This is a genomic window from Streptomyces sp. NPDC091371 (assembly GCF_040684275.1).
Lineage (GTDB): Bacteria > Actinomycetota > Actinomycetes > Streptomycetales > Streptomycetaceae > Streptomyces.
On the sequence record NZ_JBFBFP010000038.1, the window covers coordinates 26,167 to 40,256 of the forward strand.

13 protein-coding genes are annotated in these 14,090 nt (G+C 73.1%); 6 read left to right on the forward strand and 7 right to left on the reverse strand.

Features of this window, described 5'->3' with window-relative positions; genetic code table 11:
- Positions 1-11 precede the first annotated feature (11 nt).
- On the reverse strand, positions 12-458 hold the full coding sequence (locus AB0O21_RS30425) for a hypothetical protein (RefSeq protein ID WP_365176117.1): 447 nt from the start codon (positions 456-458) through the stop codon (positions 12-14).
- 196 nt (positions 459-654) lie between these two features.
- Here AB0O21_RS30425 and AB0O21_RS30430 point away from each other — a divergent pair, with 196 nt between their 5' ends.
- Complete coding sequence (locus tag AB0O21_RS30430) at positions 655-1,944, forward strand: ABC transporter substrate-binding protein (protein ID WP_365176067.1); 1,290 nt, start codon at positions 655-657, stop codon at positions 1,942-1,944.
- Between the two features lie 7 nt (positions 1,945-1,951).
- On the opposite strand, the gene AB0O21_RS30435 is transcribed toward AB0O21_RS30430, so the two are convergent.
- Together AB0O21_RS30435 and AB0O21_RS30440 are read right to left on the reverse strand one after the other, a co-directional pair.
- Positions 1,952-3,136: a hypothetical protein gene (locus tag AB0O21_RS30435; protein WP_365176068.1), complete on the reverse strand. Its 1,185-nt coding sequence runs from the start codon at positions 3,134-3,136 to the stop codon at positions 1,952-1,954.
- A 231-nt stretch (positions 3,137-3,367) separates the two neighbouring features.
- A complete protein-coding gene (locus AB0O21_RS30440; RefSeq protein WP_365176069.1) occupies positions 3,368-4,756 on the reverse strand; it encodes a transcriptional regulator in 1,389 nt (462 codons plus the stop codon).
- 214 nt (positions 4,757-4,970) lie between these two features.
- Here AB0O21_RS30440 and AB0O21_RS30445 point away from each other — a divergent pair, with 214 nt between their 5' ends.
- The 4 genes from AB0O21_RS30445 (at position 4,971) to AB0O21_RS30460 (ending at position 9,312) form a co-directional block, all read left to right on the forward strand.
- Complete coding sequence (locus tag AB0O21_RS30445; protein ID WP_365176070.1) at positions 4,971-5,657, forward strand: bifunctional DNA primase/polymerase; 687 nt, start codon at positions 4,971-4,973, stop codon at positions 5,655-5,657.
- 139 nt (positions 5,658-5,796) lie between these two features.
- On the forward strand, positions 5,797-6,639 hold the full coding sequence (locus AB0O21_RS30450) for an ABC transporter ATP-binding protein (RefSeq protein WP_365176071.1): 843 nt from the start codon (positions 5,797-5,799) through the stop codon (positions 6,637-6,639).
- Positions 6,636-8,288 (forward strand): transporter, encoded by a 1,653-nt coding sequence (locus tag AB0O21_RS30455; protein WP_365176072.1) that lies wholly within the window; start codon positions 6,636-6,638, stop codon positions 8,286-8,288. The genes AB0O21_RS30450 and AB0O21_RS30455 overlap by 4 nt, the downstream gene beginning before the upstream one ends.
- Positions 8,289-8,394: 106 nt before the next feature.
- Positions 8,395-9,312, forward strand: coding sequence for a hypothetical protein (locus AB0O21_RS30460; protein WP_365176073.1), 918 nt, complete (start codon positions 8,395-8,397; stop codon positions 9,310-9,312).
- Positions 9,313-9,344: 32 nt separating this feature from the next.
- On the opposite strand, the gene AB0O21_RS30465 is transcribed toward AB0O21_RS30460, so the two are convergent.
- Positions 9,345-10,328, reverse strand: coding sequence for a helix-turn-helix domain-containing protein (locus tag AB0O21_RS30465; RefSeq protein ID WP_365176074.1), 984 nt, complete (start codon positions 10,326-10,328; stop codon positions 9,345-9,347).
- A 111-nt stretch (positions 10,329-10,439) separates the two neighbouring features.
- Here AB0O21_RS30465 and AB0O21_RS30470 point away from each other — a divergent pair, with 111 nt between their 5' ends.
- Positions 10,440-11,393, forward strand: coding sequence for an NADP-dependent oxidoreductase (locus AB0O21_RS30470; protein ID WP_365176075.1), 954 nt, complete (start codon positions 10,440-10,442; stop codon positions 11,391-11,393).
- Positions 11,394-11,561: 168 nt separating this feature from the next.
- Here the strand turns inward: AB0O21_RS30470 and AB0O21_RS30475 are convergent, their stop codons facing one another.
- From AB0O21_RS30475 to AB0O21_RS30485, 3 genes are all read right to left on the reverse strand, one after another.
- On the reverse strand, positions 11,562-12,083 hold the full coding sequence (locus AB0O21_RS30475; RefSeq protein ID WP_365176076.1) for a hypothetical protein: 522 nt from the start codon (positions 12,081-12,083) through the stop codon (positions 11,562-11,564).
- Between the two features lie 120 nt (positions 12,084-12,203).
- Positions 12,204-13,082 (reverse strand): alpha/beta hydrolase, encoded by an 879-nt coding sequence (locus AB0O21_RS30480; protein WP_365176077.1) that lies wholly within the window; start codon positions 13,080-13,082, stop codon positions 12,204-12,206.
- A 286-nt stretch (positions 13,083-13,368) separates the two neighbouring features.
- Entirely contained in the window at positions 13,369-14,061 is a 693-nt protein-coding gene (locus tag AB0O21_RS30485) for a metal-dependent transcriptional regulator (protein WP_365176078.1), read from the reverse strand.
- Positions 14,062-14,090: the final 29 nt, after the last annotated feature.

The following is a 14,090-nucleotide window of genomic DNA, read 5'->3' on the forward strand; positions in this document are numbered from 1 at the left end:
CGCACAGCCTTTCACACCGCGCGCGTGAGGATCTTCAGTATCTCTATCGATGTCGGCCGTACGTCCGGGTCGTCCCCGTCCGCCGCGGCCAGTCGTACGTGGGCCTCGCGCGCGGCGCGCACGGCCTCGGGCCAGGCGTGGTGCTCCAGGTAGGCGGAGACGGGGGCGTCGGGGCCGACCTGGTGCATGATCCGGAGCACGCGCAGCACGGCGAGGTCGACCAGGGCCGCCTCCTGCGAGTCGCGGAAGATCGTGCCGACGTACTTCTCGGCGGACCAGCTGTCGAGCCAGGTGTCCTCGACGAGCCGGTACACGGCGTCGGTGACGTCCCCGTACCCTTCGGCGCCGGTGAGCCAGGTGTCCTCGTGGAAGGCCGGATCGGAGAGCATGTGCAGCGCCGAGCGCACGTTGCAGCGCCAGCGCCACCACGGCATGTCGTTGAGGGGCATGCCGCCCATGGTGGAGGAGCGGCCGCCTCGGCGGGAAGGGTTCTTCGGACCTTGGGCGAATGTCACGCTTTCGATCGTACGTTCCCGTTGAGTGCGATCTTGAAGCGCATGCGCGGGACGACACCCCTGTAATTCACCTCGGCGTCACCCGATGTTGTGTCCATCTCACTCGCGAGTTACCTCCGGGGCGGAATGGTGCATGGACATGACCATCTCGCGACGCGCTGTATCCCTCTCCCGCACCTTCGCGGCCACGGCGATGGGTGCGTGCCTCGTCGCCGGGTGCGGGGTGATCCCGGGTGGCTCGGGGGGCTCCGGGGACACCATCACCGTCATGACCTTCGCGCCGGAGGACACCAAGGCGACCAACATGCCCGGAATGACCGGCATGGCCAAGGCGTACGAGCGCTGGGTCAACGCCAAGGGCGGTATCAACGGCCGCAAGCTCCGCGTCCTGACCTGCAACGAGAAGAACACCGCGAGCGGCGCCGCCGAGTGCGCCCGCAAGGCCGTCAAGGAGAAGGCCGTCGCCGTCGTCGGCTCCTACAGCCAGCACGGACGCGCCTTCATGGCCCCGCTGGAGGTGGAGGGCATCCCCTTCATCGGCGGGTACGGGGTCTCCTCCGAGGAGTTCCAGTCCACGCTCTCCTACCCCGTCAACGGCGGCCAGCCCGTCCTCATCGCCGGCGCCGGCCACCAGCTGGGCCGCGCCTGCGAGAAGGTCGCCCTCGTCCGCCCCGACACCCTCGTCGGCGACACCCTGCCGGTGCTGCTCAACGCCGGTCTGCGGGCCAACCAGATGGCCGACGCCTCCGACATCCGGGCCGCCGAGGACTCCGCCGACTTCGTCCCGCAGGCCCGCGAGGCCCTCGCCCACACCACCGGAACCGGCAAGGACAAGGACAAGAACAACGGCTGTGTGACGGCCGTCCTCGGCGAGCGCACCGAGACGTTCTTCGACGCCTTCCGCCGCACCGACCCCCAGCGCAAGAAGCCGCAGATCTCCTCGGTCCTGGGCAGTGTCAGCCAGTCCCTGGTCGACCGGACCGGCGGCAAGGAGAGCCCGTTCGAGGGCGCGTACATCACCAGCTGGTACCCGGTGGCCGGCGATCCCCTCTGGGACCCGATGCGGAAGGTGATCAACGACTACGCCTTCGGCGACGACACCGTCGACGCCGACGACAGCGGGGCGCAGACCACCTGGATCGCGTACACGGTGCTGGGCGAGATCATCAAGGGCATCAAGGAGGACGACGACATCAGCGCGCGCAAGATCTCCCGCGCGCTGAACCAGGCGCAGGCCGTCAAGACCGGCGGCCTCACCCCCGACCTGAGCTGGCGCTACCAGGACATGCGCGCCGTGGCCGGCTTCCCGCGCATCGTCAACGGCCGGGTCACCTTCCAGATCGTCCGGTCCGGCCGCCTCGTGGCGCAGCCCGGAGAGCAGTCCCTGGACATGACCCCGACCCTGGAACAGGCTCCCCGCGCCGCGTAGCCACTCCCTACAGCTGGGACTTGTCGCGCTTGGTGAGCCCGTACTTGGCCGCGATCGTGTTCCACAGGGTCGCGGCCTGCTCCTTGGCCTTCGTCGCCTCGCCGCTCGACCTGTTGCCGTCGGCGGCGTTGGACGAGTTCTTGGCCTTGCCTTCCTTGCACTTGTCGTCGTCGACGTCGTCCGCCCACGCCGCGTAGCTGTTGTCGGCGTCCGCGGAGGCCTGCCAGGCCTTGGTGAGGGCGGCGGTCAGGCGGGCGTTGTCCGGGAGCTTGTCCACCTTCAGCTCCTGGAGGCGGGTGATCAGTTCCTCGCGCTGGCGGGCCGCGTCGCGCAGGTCGGAGGCGGCCTGGTCGAGGTTCTTGCAGCCCTTGATGTCCTCCACGGCCTTGATCACCGAGGCCCGGCTGTCGTTGCTGTCCGCGAGGAGCTTGTCCAGCTGGACGGCCTGCGGGCGGCCCGCGTCGACGGGGGCCTCGCCGGGCGCCGTCGAGCCTCCGGCGGTGGCGGCGGGGACCACCGCGCCGGGGTCGTTGTTCTGCGGCTTGCCGTTGCCGAGCAGCGAGCCGACGCCGAGGCCGACGACCACCAGGCCGATGACCACGGCGGCGATGATCCCGGGCGACAGCTTGCGGCCCTCCTCCGGCGGGGGCGGCGGGGCGTACTGCGGCTGGGGCTGCTGGTAGTGGGGCTGCTGGTACTGCTGCTGCCGCTGCGGCGGATAGGGCCGCTGCGGCGGGCGGCGCAGCACCGGCTCCTGGATCGGCGGCAGCTGCTGGGTGTGCCCGGCGTCCTCGCCGCGGAACAGCCCGTCGAACCCGTCGGTGGCGGAGACCGGGGCCGCCGGCACGGGCGGTATGAACTGGGTCGCGGCCTCTTCGTGCGCGGGGGCCGCGGGCACCGGCGGGATGAACTGCGTCGCCGCCTCCTCGTGCGCGGGAGCGGCCGGTACGGGCGGGATGTACTGGGTGGCGGCCTCCGGCAGCGGCGGATAGCCGTAGCCGTGCGGATCGCCCGGCCCCTCGTACCCGGGCCCCACGACGTGCCCGGGCGCGGCCTGCGGGTCGGGATAGGCCTGCGGATAGCCGTACGCGGGCCCGCCCGGCTCCTGCGCCGGGTACGCCGGGTACCCGGACGGGTCCGGACCCCACGGGGCACCCGGCTGGGGGGCGCTCCCTTGTCCGTTCTGCGTCACCGGGACTCCTTCTCCGACGTGCCGGAAACCTGCGCAACCGTCAGGCCACGCTACCCGGTCCCCCCACACCCCCGGCAGCCCCATCCGGCCACAGCCGGTCCGCCGCCTCCCACGCGCGCCGCCGCTGCGGGGGGCTCCGCCCCCGAACCCCCGGGCGGAGCCCCGGCGGCCGGCCCGCACGGCACGGCGGCCCGCACGCCCGCACCGCCCGGCCCGCCGCGAGGCTCCCGGCTAGGCGACCCGGGCCGCGGAGTCCAGCTTCGCCGTGAAGGCCCGGGCCGGGGCCTCGTCGCGGTACGGGTCCAGGCGCGCCCGGAAGTCCTCCAGGTACTCCGCGCCCCGGTTCGAGCGGAGCCCCGCCAGGAGGTCCGCTGCCTCCCCGGCCGTCCGGCACGCCTCCTCCACCTCGCGCTGCTGCACCCGCGCCGCCGCCAGCAGCAGCATCCCGATGGCGCGGCGGCGGGCCTTGCCGGCCGGCAAGCCCCGCAGCGCCTCCTCGGCGCGCTTGACCGCCGCGTCGCCCTGCCCCAGGTCCCGGTGGCAGTGCGCCAGCTCGTCGGCGAGGTACGCCCGGTCGAAGTGGCCGATCCACACCGGGTCGTCGCCGGACTCCGGCTCGGCCCGCTCCAGCGCGGTCACCGCCCGCGAGGACAGCACCGCCGTCGCCCGGGAGTCCCCCAGCAGCGCGTGCCCGCGGGCCTCGGCGGCGTAGAACATGGCCTCCACCCGCGGGGTGACCTGCCCGCGGGTGCCCTCCTGGGCGGCCCGCGCGAGCTGGGCGATCTCCCTCGGGTTGCCCAGCTCGGCGGCGAGGTGGCTCATGGACGCGGCCAGGACGTAGCCGCCGTAGGCGCGGTCCCCGGCCGCCTGGGCCAGGCGCAGGGCCTGGATGTAGTAGCGCTGGGCCAGTCCGGGCTGGCCGGTGTCGACCGCCATGTAGCCGGCGAGTTCGGTCAGCCGCGCCACCGCCGCGAACAGGGCCCGGCCCACCGGCTCCCGGTAGGAGCCGCCGATCAGGCCGGAGACCACGGAGTTGAGGTAGTGCACCACCACGGGCCGCACGTGCCCGCTGCCGAAGCGGTGGTCGAGGTCCTTGAGGGCCTCAGTGGTGGCCCGTACGGCCTCGACGTCGGACATGCCGACGCGTGAGCCGCCGGTGCGGGCCACTTGCGTATCGGCGCCGGTGATCAGCCAGTCGCGGCTCGGCTCGACCAGCGCGGAGGCGGCCACGCTGGAGCCGGCCAGGAAGTCGCGGCGGCCGACGTCGCTCCGCCACAGCTCGCTGACCTGCTCGATCGCGCCGATGACGGTCGGGGAGAACTGCAGGCCGACGCCCGAGGCGAGGTTCTTGCCGTTGGCCATGCCGATCTCGTCGATGGTGACGGTGCGGCCGAGTTTGCGCCCGATCGCCTCCGCGATGATCCCCGGGGCCCGGCCCCGTGGCTGCTGGCCGCGCAGCCAGCGGGCCACGGAGGTCTTGTCGTAGCGGAGGTCGAGGCCGTGTTCGGCCCCGCACATGTTGACCCGCCGGGCGAGCCCGGCGTTGGAGCACCCGGCTTCCTGGATGAGCGCCTGCAGCCGTTCGTTCGGCTGGCGGGCGACGAGAGGCCTGGCTGCCATGAAAACCCCCTGAGGCCGCGGGTGATCGTTGGAATGATCACTTCCCGCCTGATGTGCGGAGAATCTTCCGCTCTGCGTCGTGTCGCTACCCAACTCCGGCGCCCCGGGCTCCCACGCGCCCCCACGCGTGCATCGGTGCGCCCCGTATGCAGGATCGATGCTCCGCCCACCGGCTGGTTTACGCCCGTAACCCCGGGTGACCCGGGCAGTTGTGATGGGCGTGGAAGAGACCATCGGAGTCACGGAGACCGCACCCATCCCCAAGCAGCGCGGCGAGCAGCTGCTGGACCATGCCGTGCGGTACGCGGAAGAACGGCACTGGGATGTCTTCGCCGGCACCTGGCTGGAGCCCGGGGACGGCCGGGAGCTGTGCTCCTGCGGGGCGGCGGACTGCGTGGCGCCCGGCGCGCACCCCGCGGTGAAGGACTGGGCGGCGCAGGCCACCGGGAGCGCGGTGCAGGTCCGGCGGATCTGGGCGAGGCACCCGGAGGCCTCGATCCTGATGCCGACGGGCCGGACCTTCGACGCGCTGGACGTGCCGGACTCGGCCGGGTTCCTGGCGCTGGCGCGGCTGGACCGGATGCAGCGCAACATCGGGCCGGTCACCCTGACGCCCGACCACCGGATGCTGTTCTTCGTACTGCCGGGCGCGGGCGCGAAGGTGGCCGACCTGGTGCGCAAGTCGGGCTGGTCGCCGTCGGGGCTGGACCTGGTCGCGCGGGGCGAGGGCGAGTACGTGGCCGCGCCGCCCACCCGGTTCGGCGGCCGGGGCTCGGTGCAGTGGGCGCGGCGGCCCACGCCGGCGAACCGGTGGCTGCCGGACACGGAGGAGCTGATCGACGCCCTGGCGTACGCCTGCGGCAGCGAGGCGGCGGCGGAACGCAAGCGCCGCCAGGGATAGCCGCCGGGCGGGCGGTCCCATCGCGGGAACTCATGACATACGTAACTGCTCACGCCTCTCCCCCTCCTCCTATGGTGAGGAAAGAACGACCAGTACGACCAGTACGACCAAACGGGGACGTGGAGAGAGGCAGGCGCACATGCCGGACCAGGCAGTTGCGACGGGTGGGACGTACGGGACGGACGGCGCGCGATCCGCGCCGTCCGCCGTGCGGGTGGAAGGTCTGTGGAAGCGGTTCGGGGACCAGGTGGCCGTCGCCGGCGTCGATCTGGAGCTGCCCGCGGGCAAGTTCATCGGTCTCGTCGGCCCCAACGGCGCGGGCAAGACGACGACGCTGTCGATGGTGACCGGGCTGCTGCGCCCGGACATGGGGCGGGTTCTCGTCGCCGGCCTCGACGTGTGGGCGGACCCGGCCGAGGTGAAGTCGCGGATCGGCGTCCTGCCCGAGGGGCTGCGGCTCTTCGAGCGGCTGTCGGGGCGTGAACTGCTCGGCTACATGGGCCGCTTGCGCGGCCTGCCGGGCGAGGAGACCGACAAGCGGGCGACGCAGCTGCTGGAGGTCCTCGACCTCGCGGGCTCGCAGCACAAGCTGGTCGTGGACTACTCGACGGGCATGCGGAAGAAGATCGGCCTGGCGGCCGCCCTGCTGCACAACCCCGAAGTGCTGTTCCTGGACGAGCCGTTCGAAGGTGTCGACCCGGTGTCGGCGCAGACCATCCGAAGGGTGCTGGAACGTTACACCTCGTCCGGCGCCACGGTCGTGTTCTCCTCCCACGTCATGGAGCTCGTCGAGTCTCTGTGCGACTGGGTGGCCGTGATGGCCGCCGGCCGGATCCGCGCCGCGGGCCCGCTGGCCGACGTACGGGGCTCCGCGCCCTCCCTCCAGGCCGCCTTCCTCGAACTCGTCGGCGCGCACGGGCGCGACGCGGCCGGGGACTCGCTGGACTGGCTCGGCGGCGGCTCCGGGACGGCAGCGCGATGACCGCCACCGCCGCACCCGTCACGTCCACCGCGTCCACCGCTCCCGCCGCGCCTGCCGCTCCGGTCCCACTGACCCCGATCTTCATCCGGCTCAAGCTGTCGCTGCTGCGCAACGGGCTGAAGGGGAACTCGAAGCGCAAGGCCGCCTGGTTCGGCACGCTGGCCTTCACCCTCGTGGTCGGCTTCTTCGTCACGCTCGGCCTGGCCCTGCTCCGCGGCCACGCCCACGCCGGCACGGTCGTCGTCCTGCTGGCCGCGATCCTGGCGCTCTCCTGGTCCGTCATGCCGCTCTTCTTCCCGACCGGCGACGAGACCCTCGACCCGAGCCGGCTGGTCATGCTGCCGCTGCGCCCGCGTCCCCTCGTAGGGGCCCTGCTCGCCTCCTCGCTCGTCGGCATAGGACCGCTGTTCACGCTGTGCCTGGCCATCGGCTCGGTGGTGGCGGTCGCACGCGGCGGCGCGGGCATCGCGGCCGCCGTGCCGGCGGTCCCCCTGCTGATCGTCGGGTGCGTGGCGCTGGCCCGCGCGGTGGCCACGGCGAACGTGCGGCTGCTGACCAGCCGCAAGGGGCGCGACCTGGCGCTGCTGAGCGGCCTGCTGATCGCGCTGGGCGCGCAGCTGGCCAACTTCGCCAGCCAGCGCCTGTTCCAGTCGGGCGGCCTGAGCCAGCTGGAGCCGGTGGAGGCGGTCGTGCGGTGGCTGCCCCCCGCGACGGCCATCGGCATGGTGGACTCCGCGAGCGAGGGCTCGTACGGCGTCGCGGCGGCCCAACTCGCCCTGACGCTGGCGGCGCTGGCCGGACTGCTGTGGTTCTGGGAGCGCAGCCTGACCAAGCTGATGGTCACCCCGGACGGCTCGACCATCGCGGCCGCCAAGCCCGAGAAGGACCGCGGCACGGGAGCGGGCCTCTGGTCGCTCCTCCCGGGCGGGCGCACGGGCGCGGCCATGCAGCGCACCCTGCGCTACGTCGTACGGGACCCGAAGACGAAGTCCGCCTGGGTGACCGCGCTGGCGATCGGCCTGATCGTCCCGGTCTTCAACGCCCTCCAGGGCACCGGCTCCGTCTACCTCGCCTGCTTCGGCGCGGGCATGCTGGGCGTCCAGATGTACAACCAGTTCGGGCAGGACACCTCCGCCTTCTGGATGGTCGCGCAGACCATCTCCACCCCGCGCGACGCGTACGTGGAGCTGCGCGCCCGGGCCGGCGCGCTGGCCCTCGTCACCGTCCCGTACACGGTCTTCGTCGCGGTGGTCACGGCCGCCCTGGTCGGCAACTGGAACGGCTTCCCGGCCGCCCTGGGGCTGGCGCTGGCCCTGCTGGGCGCGATGCTGTGCACCGGCGCCCTGGCCTCGGCGCGGTTCCCGTACTCGATCCCGACGGACGGCGCCTTCAAGAACGTCGCCCCGGGGCAGGGCGGGCTCGCCTGGAGCGGCATCTTCGCCGGGCTGGCCGCCTCGGCGCTGATCTCCTCCCCGGTGATCGCGGCGACGATCTGGATCGCCGTGACGGACCAGCCGTCCCTCGGCTGGCTCCTGCTCCCGGCGGGCACGGCCTGGGGAGCCCTCGTCGGCTGGGCGGGCCTGCGGCTGGCGGCGCCGACGGTGGCGCACAAGCTGCCGGAGATCCTGCTGGCGGTCAGCAAGGGCTGATGCCCCGTCCCGCCGCCCGGAGCCGGGGCTCCGGGCGGCGGGACCGGCCGGTAACGTGGGGATCTTCGGGCGGCGCAGGCCCCCGGAGTCCCGAAGGCGAATGCCCATGACGATCGACGACCTGCCCGTCGCGTGGCGGCTGTCCCCCGAAGAACACCAGGCGGGGTGGCGTGCCCTGTGGTGGACCGTGGGCCCCGACGGCGAACTCGCCGTGATGCTGGTCCAGCGCCGGCACCTGAGCCGCGACAAGTACCCCCGCGGCTGGATCGGCCGGCGCGCCGGGACCCCGTTCGACGGCGAGTTGGTCATCGCCTCCGGCGAGGCGCAGCGGCGCGTCCCGGTCGAAGGCATCGGCACGCGGCCCAGCCACCTCGCCCTGCTCCCCGGCTCCCGCTTCCTCCTCACATCGGGCCGTACCTTCCCGGACGCGGAGGGAGCCTGGCAGCGGAACGCCGTCGTGTACTCCCCCGACGGCCGGCCGGAGCACTCCCTCTGCCTCGGTGACGACATCCAGGCCCTGGTCACCGACCGCAGCGGCGGCATCTGGATCGCCTACGGCGACGAGGGCATCTACGGCGGCCACCCGGAGTCCGGCGCCGGACTGGCGGGCTGGAACAGCGAAGGCGTCGCCGACTGGGCGCCGGCCGGACGGCTTCCCGACTGGCCGCTGGAAGGCTGCACGGCCGCCACGGAAGGCGACTCGGTGTGGCTTGTCTGGTACAGCCCCAAGGGCACCTTCCTCACCCGAATCACTCCGTCCACCGGCGAAGTGACCAGCTACCGCAGCCCGGTGAGGGATCCGGACGGGTTCGCCGTACGCGGCACACGCGTGGTCCTGACCAGCCGCGACCACTACAAGCGCACGGTCACCGTCACCCGCGCGGAGCTGGTCGGCGACACGTGCGTGGAAACCGGCCGGGAGCGGGTCCGCGTGCCCGGGCGGGTGGTCATGCGGTGCGGTCAGGGCCGCGACGGCACCCTGTGGCTCCGCGCGGGCCGGACCTGGGTGCGCATCGAGGCCTAGGGCCTGTCCGGCGGATCAGGGTCGGACAGGCCCTAGGGCGTCCGTCGTCCCGGGACGTTCGCGAAGGCCCGCCGGTAGGCCGTCGGGGAGACCCCGATGGCCGCCGAGAGGTGCTGGCGCAGGGAGACCGCCGTACCGAAGCCCGCCTGGGCGGCGACCTGGTCGACCGGCAGGCCGGTGGTCTCCAGCAGCCGCCGCGCGTGGTCCACGCGCCGCTGCGCCAGCCACTGCCCCGGCGGCATCCCGACCTCCTCCCGGAAGCGCCGGCAGAAGGTCCGTACGCTCATCCGCGCGTGCTGAGCCAACTCCGCGAGGGGCAGCGGCCGGTGGAGCTGCCCCAGGGCCCAGGCGCGGGTCGCGGCGGTGGTGGCGGCCTCAGGCTCCGGCATGGGCCGCTCGATGTACTGGGCCTGCCCGCCCTCCCGCCACGGCGGGACCACGCACAGCCGTGCCACCCGGTTGGCGGTCTCGCTGCCGTGGTCGAGGCGCAGCAGGTGCAGGCACAGGTCCACCCCGGCGGCGACCCCGGCCGCCGTGAACACCCGGCCGTCCTCGACGAAGAGCACGTCCGCGTCGACCTCGACCTGCGGGAACATCCGCTGGAACTGCGCGGCCTGCTTCCAGTGCGTGGTGGCGCGGCGGCCGTCGAGGAGCCCCGCGGCGGCGAGTACGTAGGAGGCCGAGCAGATCGAGACGATGCGGGCGGTCTCCGGCAAAAGGGCGAGGGCGCCCGCCAGGTCGCCGGGCAGCCAGTCGCGGGCGTCGTCGGAGTCGCAGGTGAACGGCGGGATGACGAGGGTGTCCGCGGTGCGCAGGGCCTCGCTGCCGCGGGAGACGGCGATGGTGAAGTCGCTGCCGGTGGTCACCGGGCGGCCGTCGAGGCTGCACGTGGTGACCTCGTAGAGGGGTGCGCCGTCGGGTCCGGCGGCCGATCCGAAGATCTTCGCGGGGATGCTCAGCTCGAAGGGGTACACGCCTTCGAGGGCCAGGACGACGACACGGTGCACGGCACGCATGGCAAGATCCTTTCACATGCTGGCATTCTTGCCACTCGTTCCGGTCTTCCCCGTGCGGAAATCTTGGTCCCGCCGGGCCGCCAAGGGGCCCACCGAGCAGGGGGAATGACGATGGCGCAGACCATGCGGACCATGCGGGCGATCGGCCAGGACGGGTTCGGCGGTCCCGAGGTGCTCAAGGTGGTCGAGGCCGAGCGTCCGGAGCCCGGGGTCGCGGAGGTCCTCGTACGGGTCCACGCGGCCGGCGTGAACCCGACCGACTCCTGGCACCGGGCCTCCGGCGGCCTCGGCGGGAAGGTGATCCGGCTGGGCTGGGACCTCTCCGGCGTGGTCGAGGCCGTCGGCATCGGGGTCACCACCCTCGCGCCCGGCGACGAGGTGTTCGGCATGCCGCGCCACCCGCTTCCGGCGGGCACGTACGCGGAGTACGCCACCTCCCCCGCCCGGCACCTGGTCCGCAAGCCCGCCGCACTGAGCCACGTACAGGCGGCCGCGCTGCCGCTGGCGGCGATGACCGCCTGGCAGGCCCTGGTGGACACCGCCGGCGTACGTCCCGGGCAGCGCGTGCTGGTCCACGCGGCGGCGGGCGGGGTCGGGCACCTCGCCGTGCAGATCGCCAAGGCGCGGGGCGCCCATGTCATCGGCACCGCGCGCGCCGCCAAGCACGAGGTGCTGCGCGGCCTCGGGGCGGACGAGCTCGTGGACTACACCGAGGCCGCGTTCGAGACGGCGATCGACCCGGTGGACGTCGTACTCGACACCATCGGCGGGGAGTACGGGCCGCGCTCGCTGCGCGCCCTGCGCCCCGGCGGCATGCTGGTCTCGCTCGCCTCGCCGGCCGAGGCGTACCTGGCGCGGGAGGCGGGCCCGTTGGGGCTGCGCGCCGGCTTCATGGCGGTGGAGGCCGACCAGGCGGGGCTGCGGGAGGTCGCGGCCCTGGCGGAGGCGGGGCTGCTGCGGCCGGAGATCGACACCGTCCTGCCGCTGGAGCTCGCGGGCAAGGCCCACGGGCTCTCCGACAGCCGCCGCACCACCGGCAAGATCGTGCTGACCGTCACCGGATGAGGGCCGGCTAGTGCTGTGGCCGGAAAGGTTCACCGGGTCACGGCGCCCGGCACGGCACCTCGCTGCGTTGTCGGGCCGCGCAAGTACGTCCAGTACGAGGCGCGGCCCTCCGCCTTGCGATGCACCGCACCGGACACCGCGACCCGGCAAACCTTTCCGGCCACAGCACTAGTTGGCGGCGAGCAGGGCGAGGACGGCGAGGGAGCCGGCGAAGACGACGACGTGGCGGAGGTTCTGCAGGTAGGGCATGACCCAGCGGGGGAAGCCCCGCTCCGCGGCGCCGAGCATGGACTTGACGTCGATGCGGGCCAGTTCGGGGTCACCGGACTTCGCGAAGGCGGCCGTCACGGAGGGCACGGCGGTCAGGTTGCTGTAGAGGATCACGCAGTTCACAAGCAGGACGAGCGGCTGGACGATCCACGCGAGGGTCCCGCTCCAGCCCAGCCCGGCGAAGGTGACCACGGCCGAGAGGGTCAGGGCGGAGGCGATGCCGACCGGCGCCCAGGTCTCGTGACCGCCCGCGTCGACGCGCATCCCGTTCTCGGCCATGACCGTGGTCCGCACGCCCTGCCGGGCCAACTCGGCCTCGACGGAAGCCTGGGCGCGGGCCCCGTAGCGGCTGCGGACGAGCGGGATGCTCAGGAAGGCGAGTGCGATCAGGATCTGGAGGGCGGCGGTCGTGGCGTTCATCGGGGGCCTCGTTTCGGGGTTCCTGCTGGGCGACGACGTCACCATGACGCCACCGCCTGACAGCACCCGAACAGCTCGCTGACAGAGCCCTGACAGGCCCTCGTCGGCCCCTGACCGCCGTCAGGGCGCGGCGGCTCTGACGCCCTCGAGGAACGGCTCCAGGGCCGCGCGCCAGGCGGCCGGCTGGTCGTAGTGGAGGTAGTGGCCCGCATCGGGGATTTCGGCGTACCGGCCGGCGGGGAGCACGCGGACCATTTCCTGGGCCTCGGCGCGGCCCAGCTCGCCATCGAGGCCGCGGACCACCAGGGTCGGGCAGCGGACCTGCGCCAGCTCCTCCCAGTGGGCGTCGTGGACCCAGGTCTCGCGGGCCGTCAGCATCTGGCGGCGGGAGAAGAGGGGGCGCCAGCCGTCCGGGGCCTGGTGCATCACCTCGGCGAAGAAGGCGCCGCGGCCCGGGTCGGGGCGTTCCACGCGGGGGTCGTCCTCGCCAAACCAGCGGCGGGCGGCATCCTGCGTGGGGAAGGGCAGGGGCCAGCGGGTGAACCAGTCCTCCCACTCCCGCTGGGAGGCTTCGCCGAGGGCCGAGGCGCGCATGTCGCAGATGACCAGGGCTTCGACGAGGTCCGGGCGGCGGGCGGCGAGCTGCCAGGCGGTGAGGGCGCCCATGGAGTGGCCGATCAGGGTCACGGGGGCGAGGCCGAGCTGCTCGACGACGGCCTCGGCGTCGGCCACGAAGGCCTCGCGCGTGTACGTGGAGGGGCCGGTCGGCGGGCGCTCGCTCTGGCCGTGGCCGCGCTGGTCCAGGGCCACCACGCGGCGGTGTTCGCCGAGCCAGCGGGCGGTGGAGGCCCAGTGGAAGGCGCGGCCCATCAGACCGTGGAGTAACAGCACCCCGGGCCGGGAGTGCTCCTCGGGGACCGTCCCGGCGGCCGGTTCGCGGAACTCCCAGGCGGCCAGGCGCACGCCGTCGGCCCCTGTCACATCGATGCGCTGTACCACCGCAGATGCACCCCCTTCGCTCCCGGCCAGACTATCGAACCCGTATTCGAAAACGGGCGTCTCGCCGACAACACCGCTCTTTCGAGTGACCTTGCTCAAGGATTGGCCGCCGCTGCCGATGGAGATCCTTTCAACAGGGAGGCGGGCCGCTCGGGGAAGACGGTCCGAAGGGGAAGACCTTGAGAGCTCGGGGCTCCAGGTCACATGGGGAGGGGTCGGTCCCGGCGCCGCAAGGCGCCGGGACCGACCACACACACCACACCACACCATGCCAAAGGCGTCGGCGTCAGCGCTTCGCGACGAACACGTGCGAGGCGATCTCCGCCTCCAGTTCGGCGGCCTCGCCGCCGCTGCCGACCAGCACCCCGCCCGGGGACTCCGTCACGCTGACCACCGAGCCGGGCTGCACGCCCGCCCGCCGCAGCGTGTACATCAGCTGGGCGTCGGTCTGGATCGGCTCCCCGATCCGCCGCACGACCACGGTCTTGCCCTCGGTGCCCGGGTCGAGCTCGGACAGGCTGACCATGCCGTCCTCCAGGAACGGGTCCGCCTCGGCCTTCTCCCCCAGCTCCTCCAGCCCCGGGATCGGGTTCCCGTACGGCGACTCGGTCGGGTGGCGGAGCAGCTCGAGCACCCGCCGCTCCACCGCCTCGCTCATCACGTGCTCCCAGCGGCAGGCCTCGGCGTGCACCTGCTCCCACTCCAGGCCGATCACGTCGACGAGCAGGCATTCGGCCAGCCGGTGCTTGCGCATCACGCGCGTCGCCAGCCGCCGGCCCTCGTCGGTCAGCTCCAGGTGCCGGTCGCTCGCGACGGCCACCAGGCCGTCGCGCTCCATGCGCGCCACCGTCTGGCTCACCGTCGGGCCGCTCTGGTCGAGCCGCTCGGCGATCCGGGCGCGCATGGGGACCACACCTTCCTCTTCAAGCTCAAGGATGGTGCGGAGATACATCTCCGTGGTGTCGATCAGTCCGGACATTCGTGCCCCTCGGATTGCGTGCGCTGGCC

What these genes read in the sequence shown, in the direction of transcription:
- AB0O21_RS30465 (WP_365176074.1), bottom strand. Translation starts at nt 10,328, where the DNA reads ATGCGTGCCGTGCACCGTGTCGTCGTCCTGGCCCTCGAAGGCGTGTAC.
- AB0O21_RS30455 (WP_365176072.1), top strand. Translation starts at nt 6,636, where the DNA reads ATGACCGCCACCGCCGCACCCGTCACGTCCACCGCGTCCACCGCTCCC.
- AB0O21_RS30425 (WP_365176117.1), bottom strand. Translation starts at nt 458, where the DNA reads ATGGGCGGCATGCCCCTCAACGACATGCCGTGGTGGCGCTGGCGCTGC.
- AB0O21_RS30485 (WP_365176078.1), bottom strand. Translation starts at nt 14,061, where the DNA reads ATGTCCGGACTGATCGACACCACGGAGATGTATCTCCGCACCATCCTT.
- AB0O21_RS30475 (WP_365176076.1), bottom strand. Translation starts at nt 12,083, where the DNA reads ATGAACGCCACGACCGCCGCCCTCCAGATCCTGATCGCACTCGCCTTC.
- AB0O21_RS30470 (WP_365176075.1), top strand. Translation starts at nt 10,440, where the DNA reads ATGGCGCAGACCATGCGGACCATGCGGGCGATCGGCCAGGACGGGTTC.
- AB0O21_RS30430 (WP_365176067.1), top strand. Translation starts at nt 655, where the DNA reads ATGACCATCTCGCGACGCGCTGTATCCCTCTCCCGCACCTTCGCGGCC.
- AB0O21_RS30440 (WP_365176069.1), bottom strand. Translation starts at nt 4,756, where the DNA reads ATGGCAGCCAGGCCTCTCGTCGCCCGCCAGCCGAACGAACGGCTGCAG.
- AB0O21_RS30460 (WP_365176073.1), top strand. Translation starts at nt 8,395, where the DNA reads ATGACGATCGACGACCTGCCCGTCGCGTGGCGGCTGTCCCCCGAAGAA.
- AB0O21_RS30445 (WP_365176070.1), top strand. Translation starts at nt 4,971, where the DNA reads ATGGGCGTGGAAGAGACCATCGGAGTCACGGAGACCGCACCCATCCCC.
- AB0O21_RS30450 (WP_365176071.1), top strand. Translation starts at nt 5,797, where the DNA reads ATGCCGGACCAGGCAGTTGCGACGGGTGGGACGTACGGGACGGACGGC.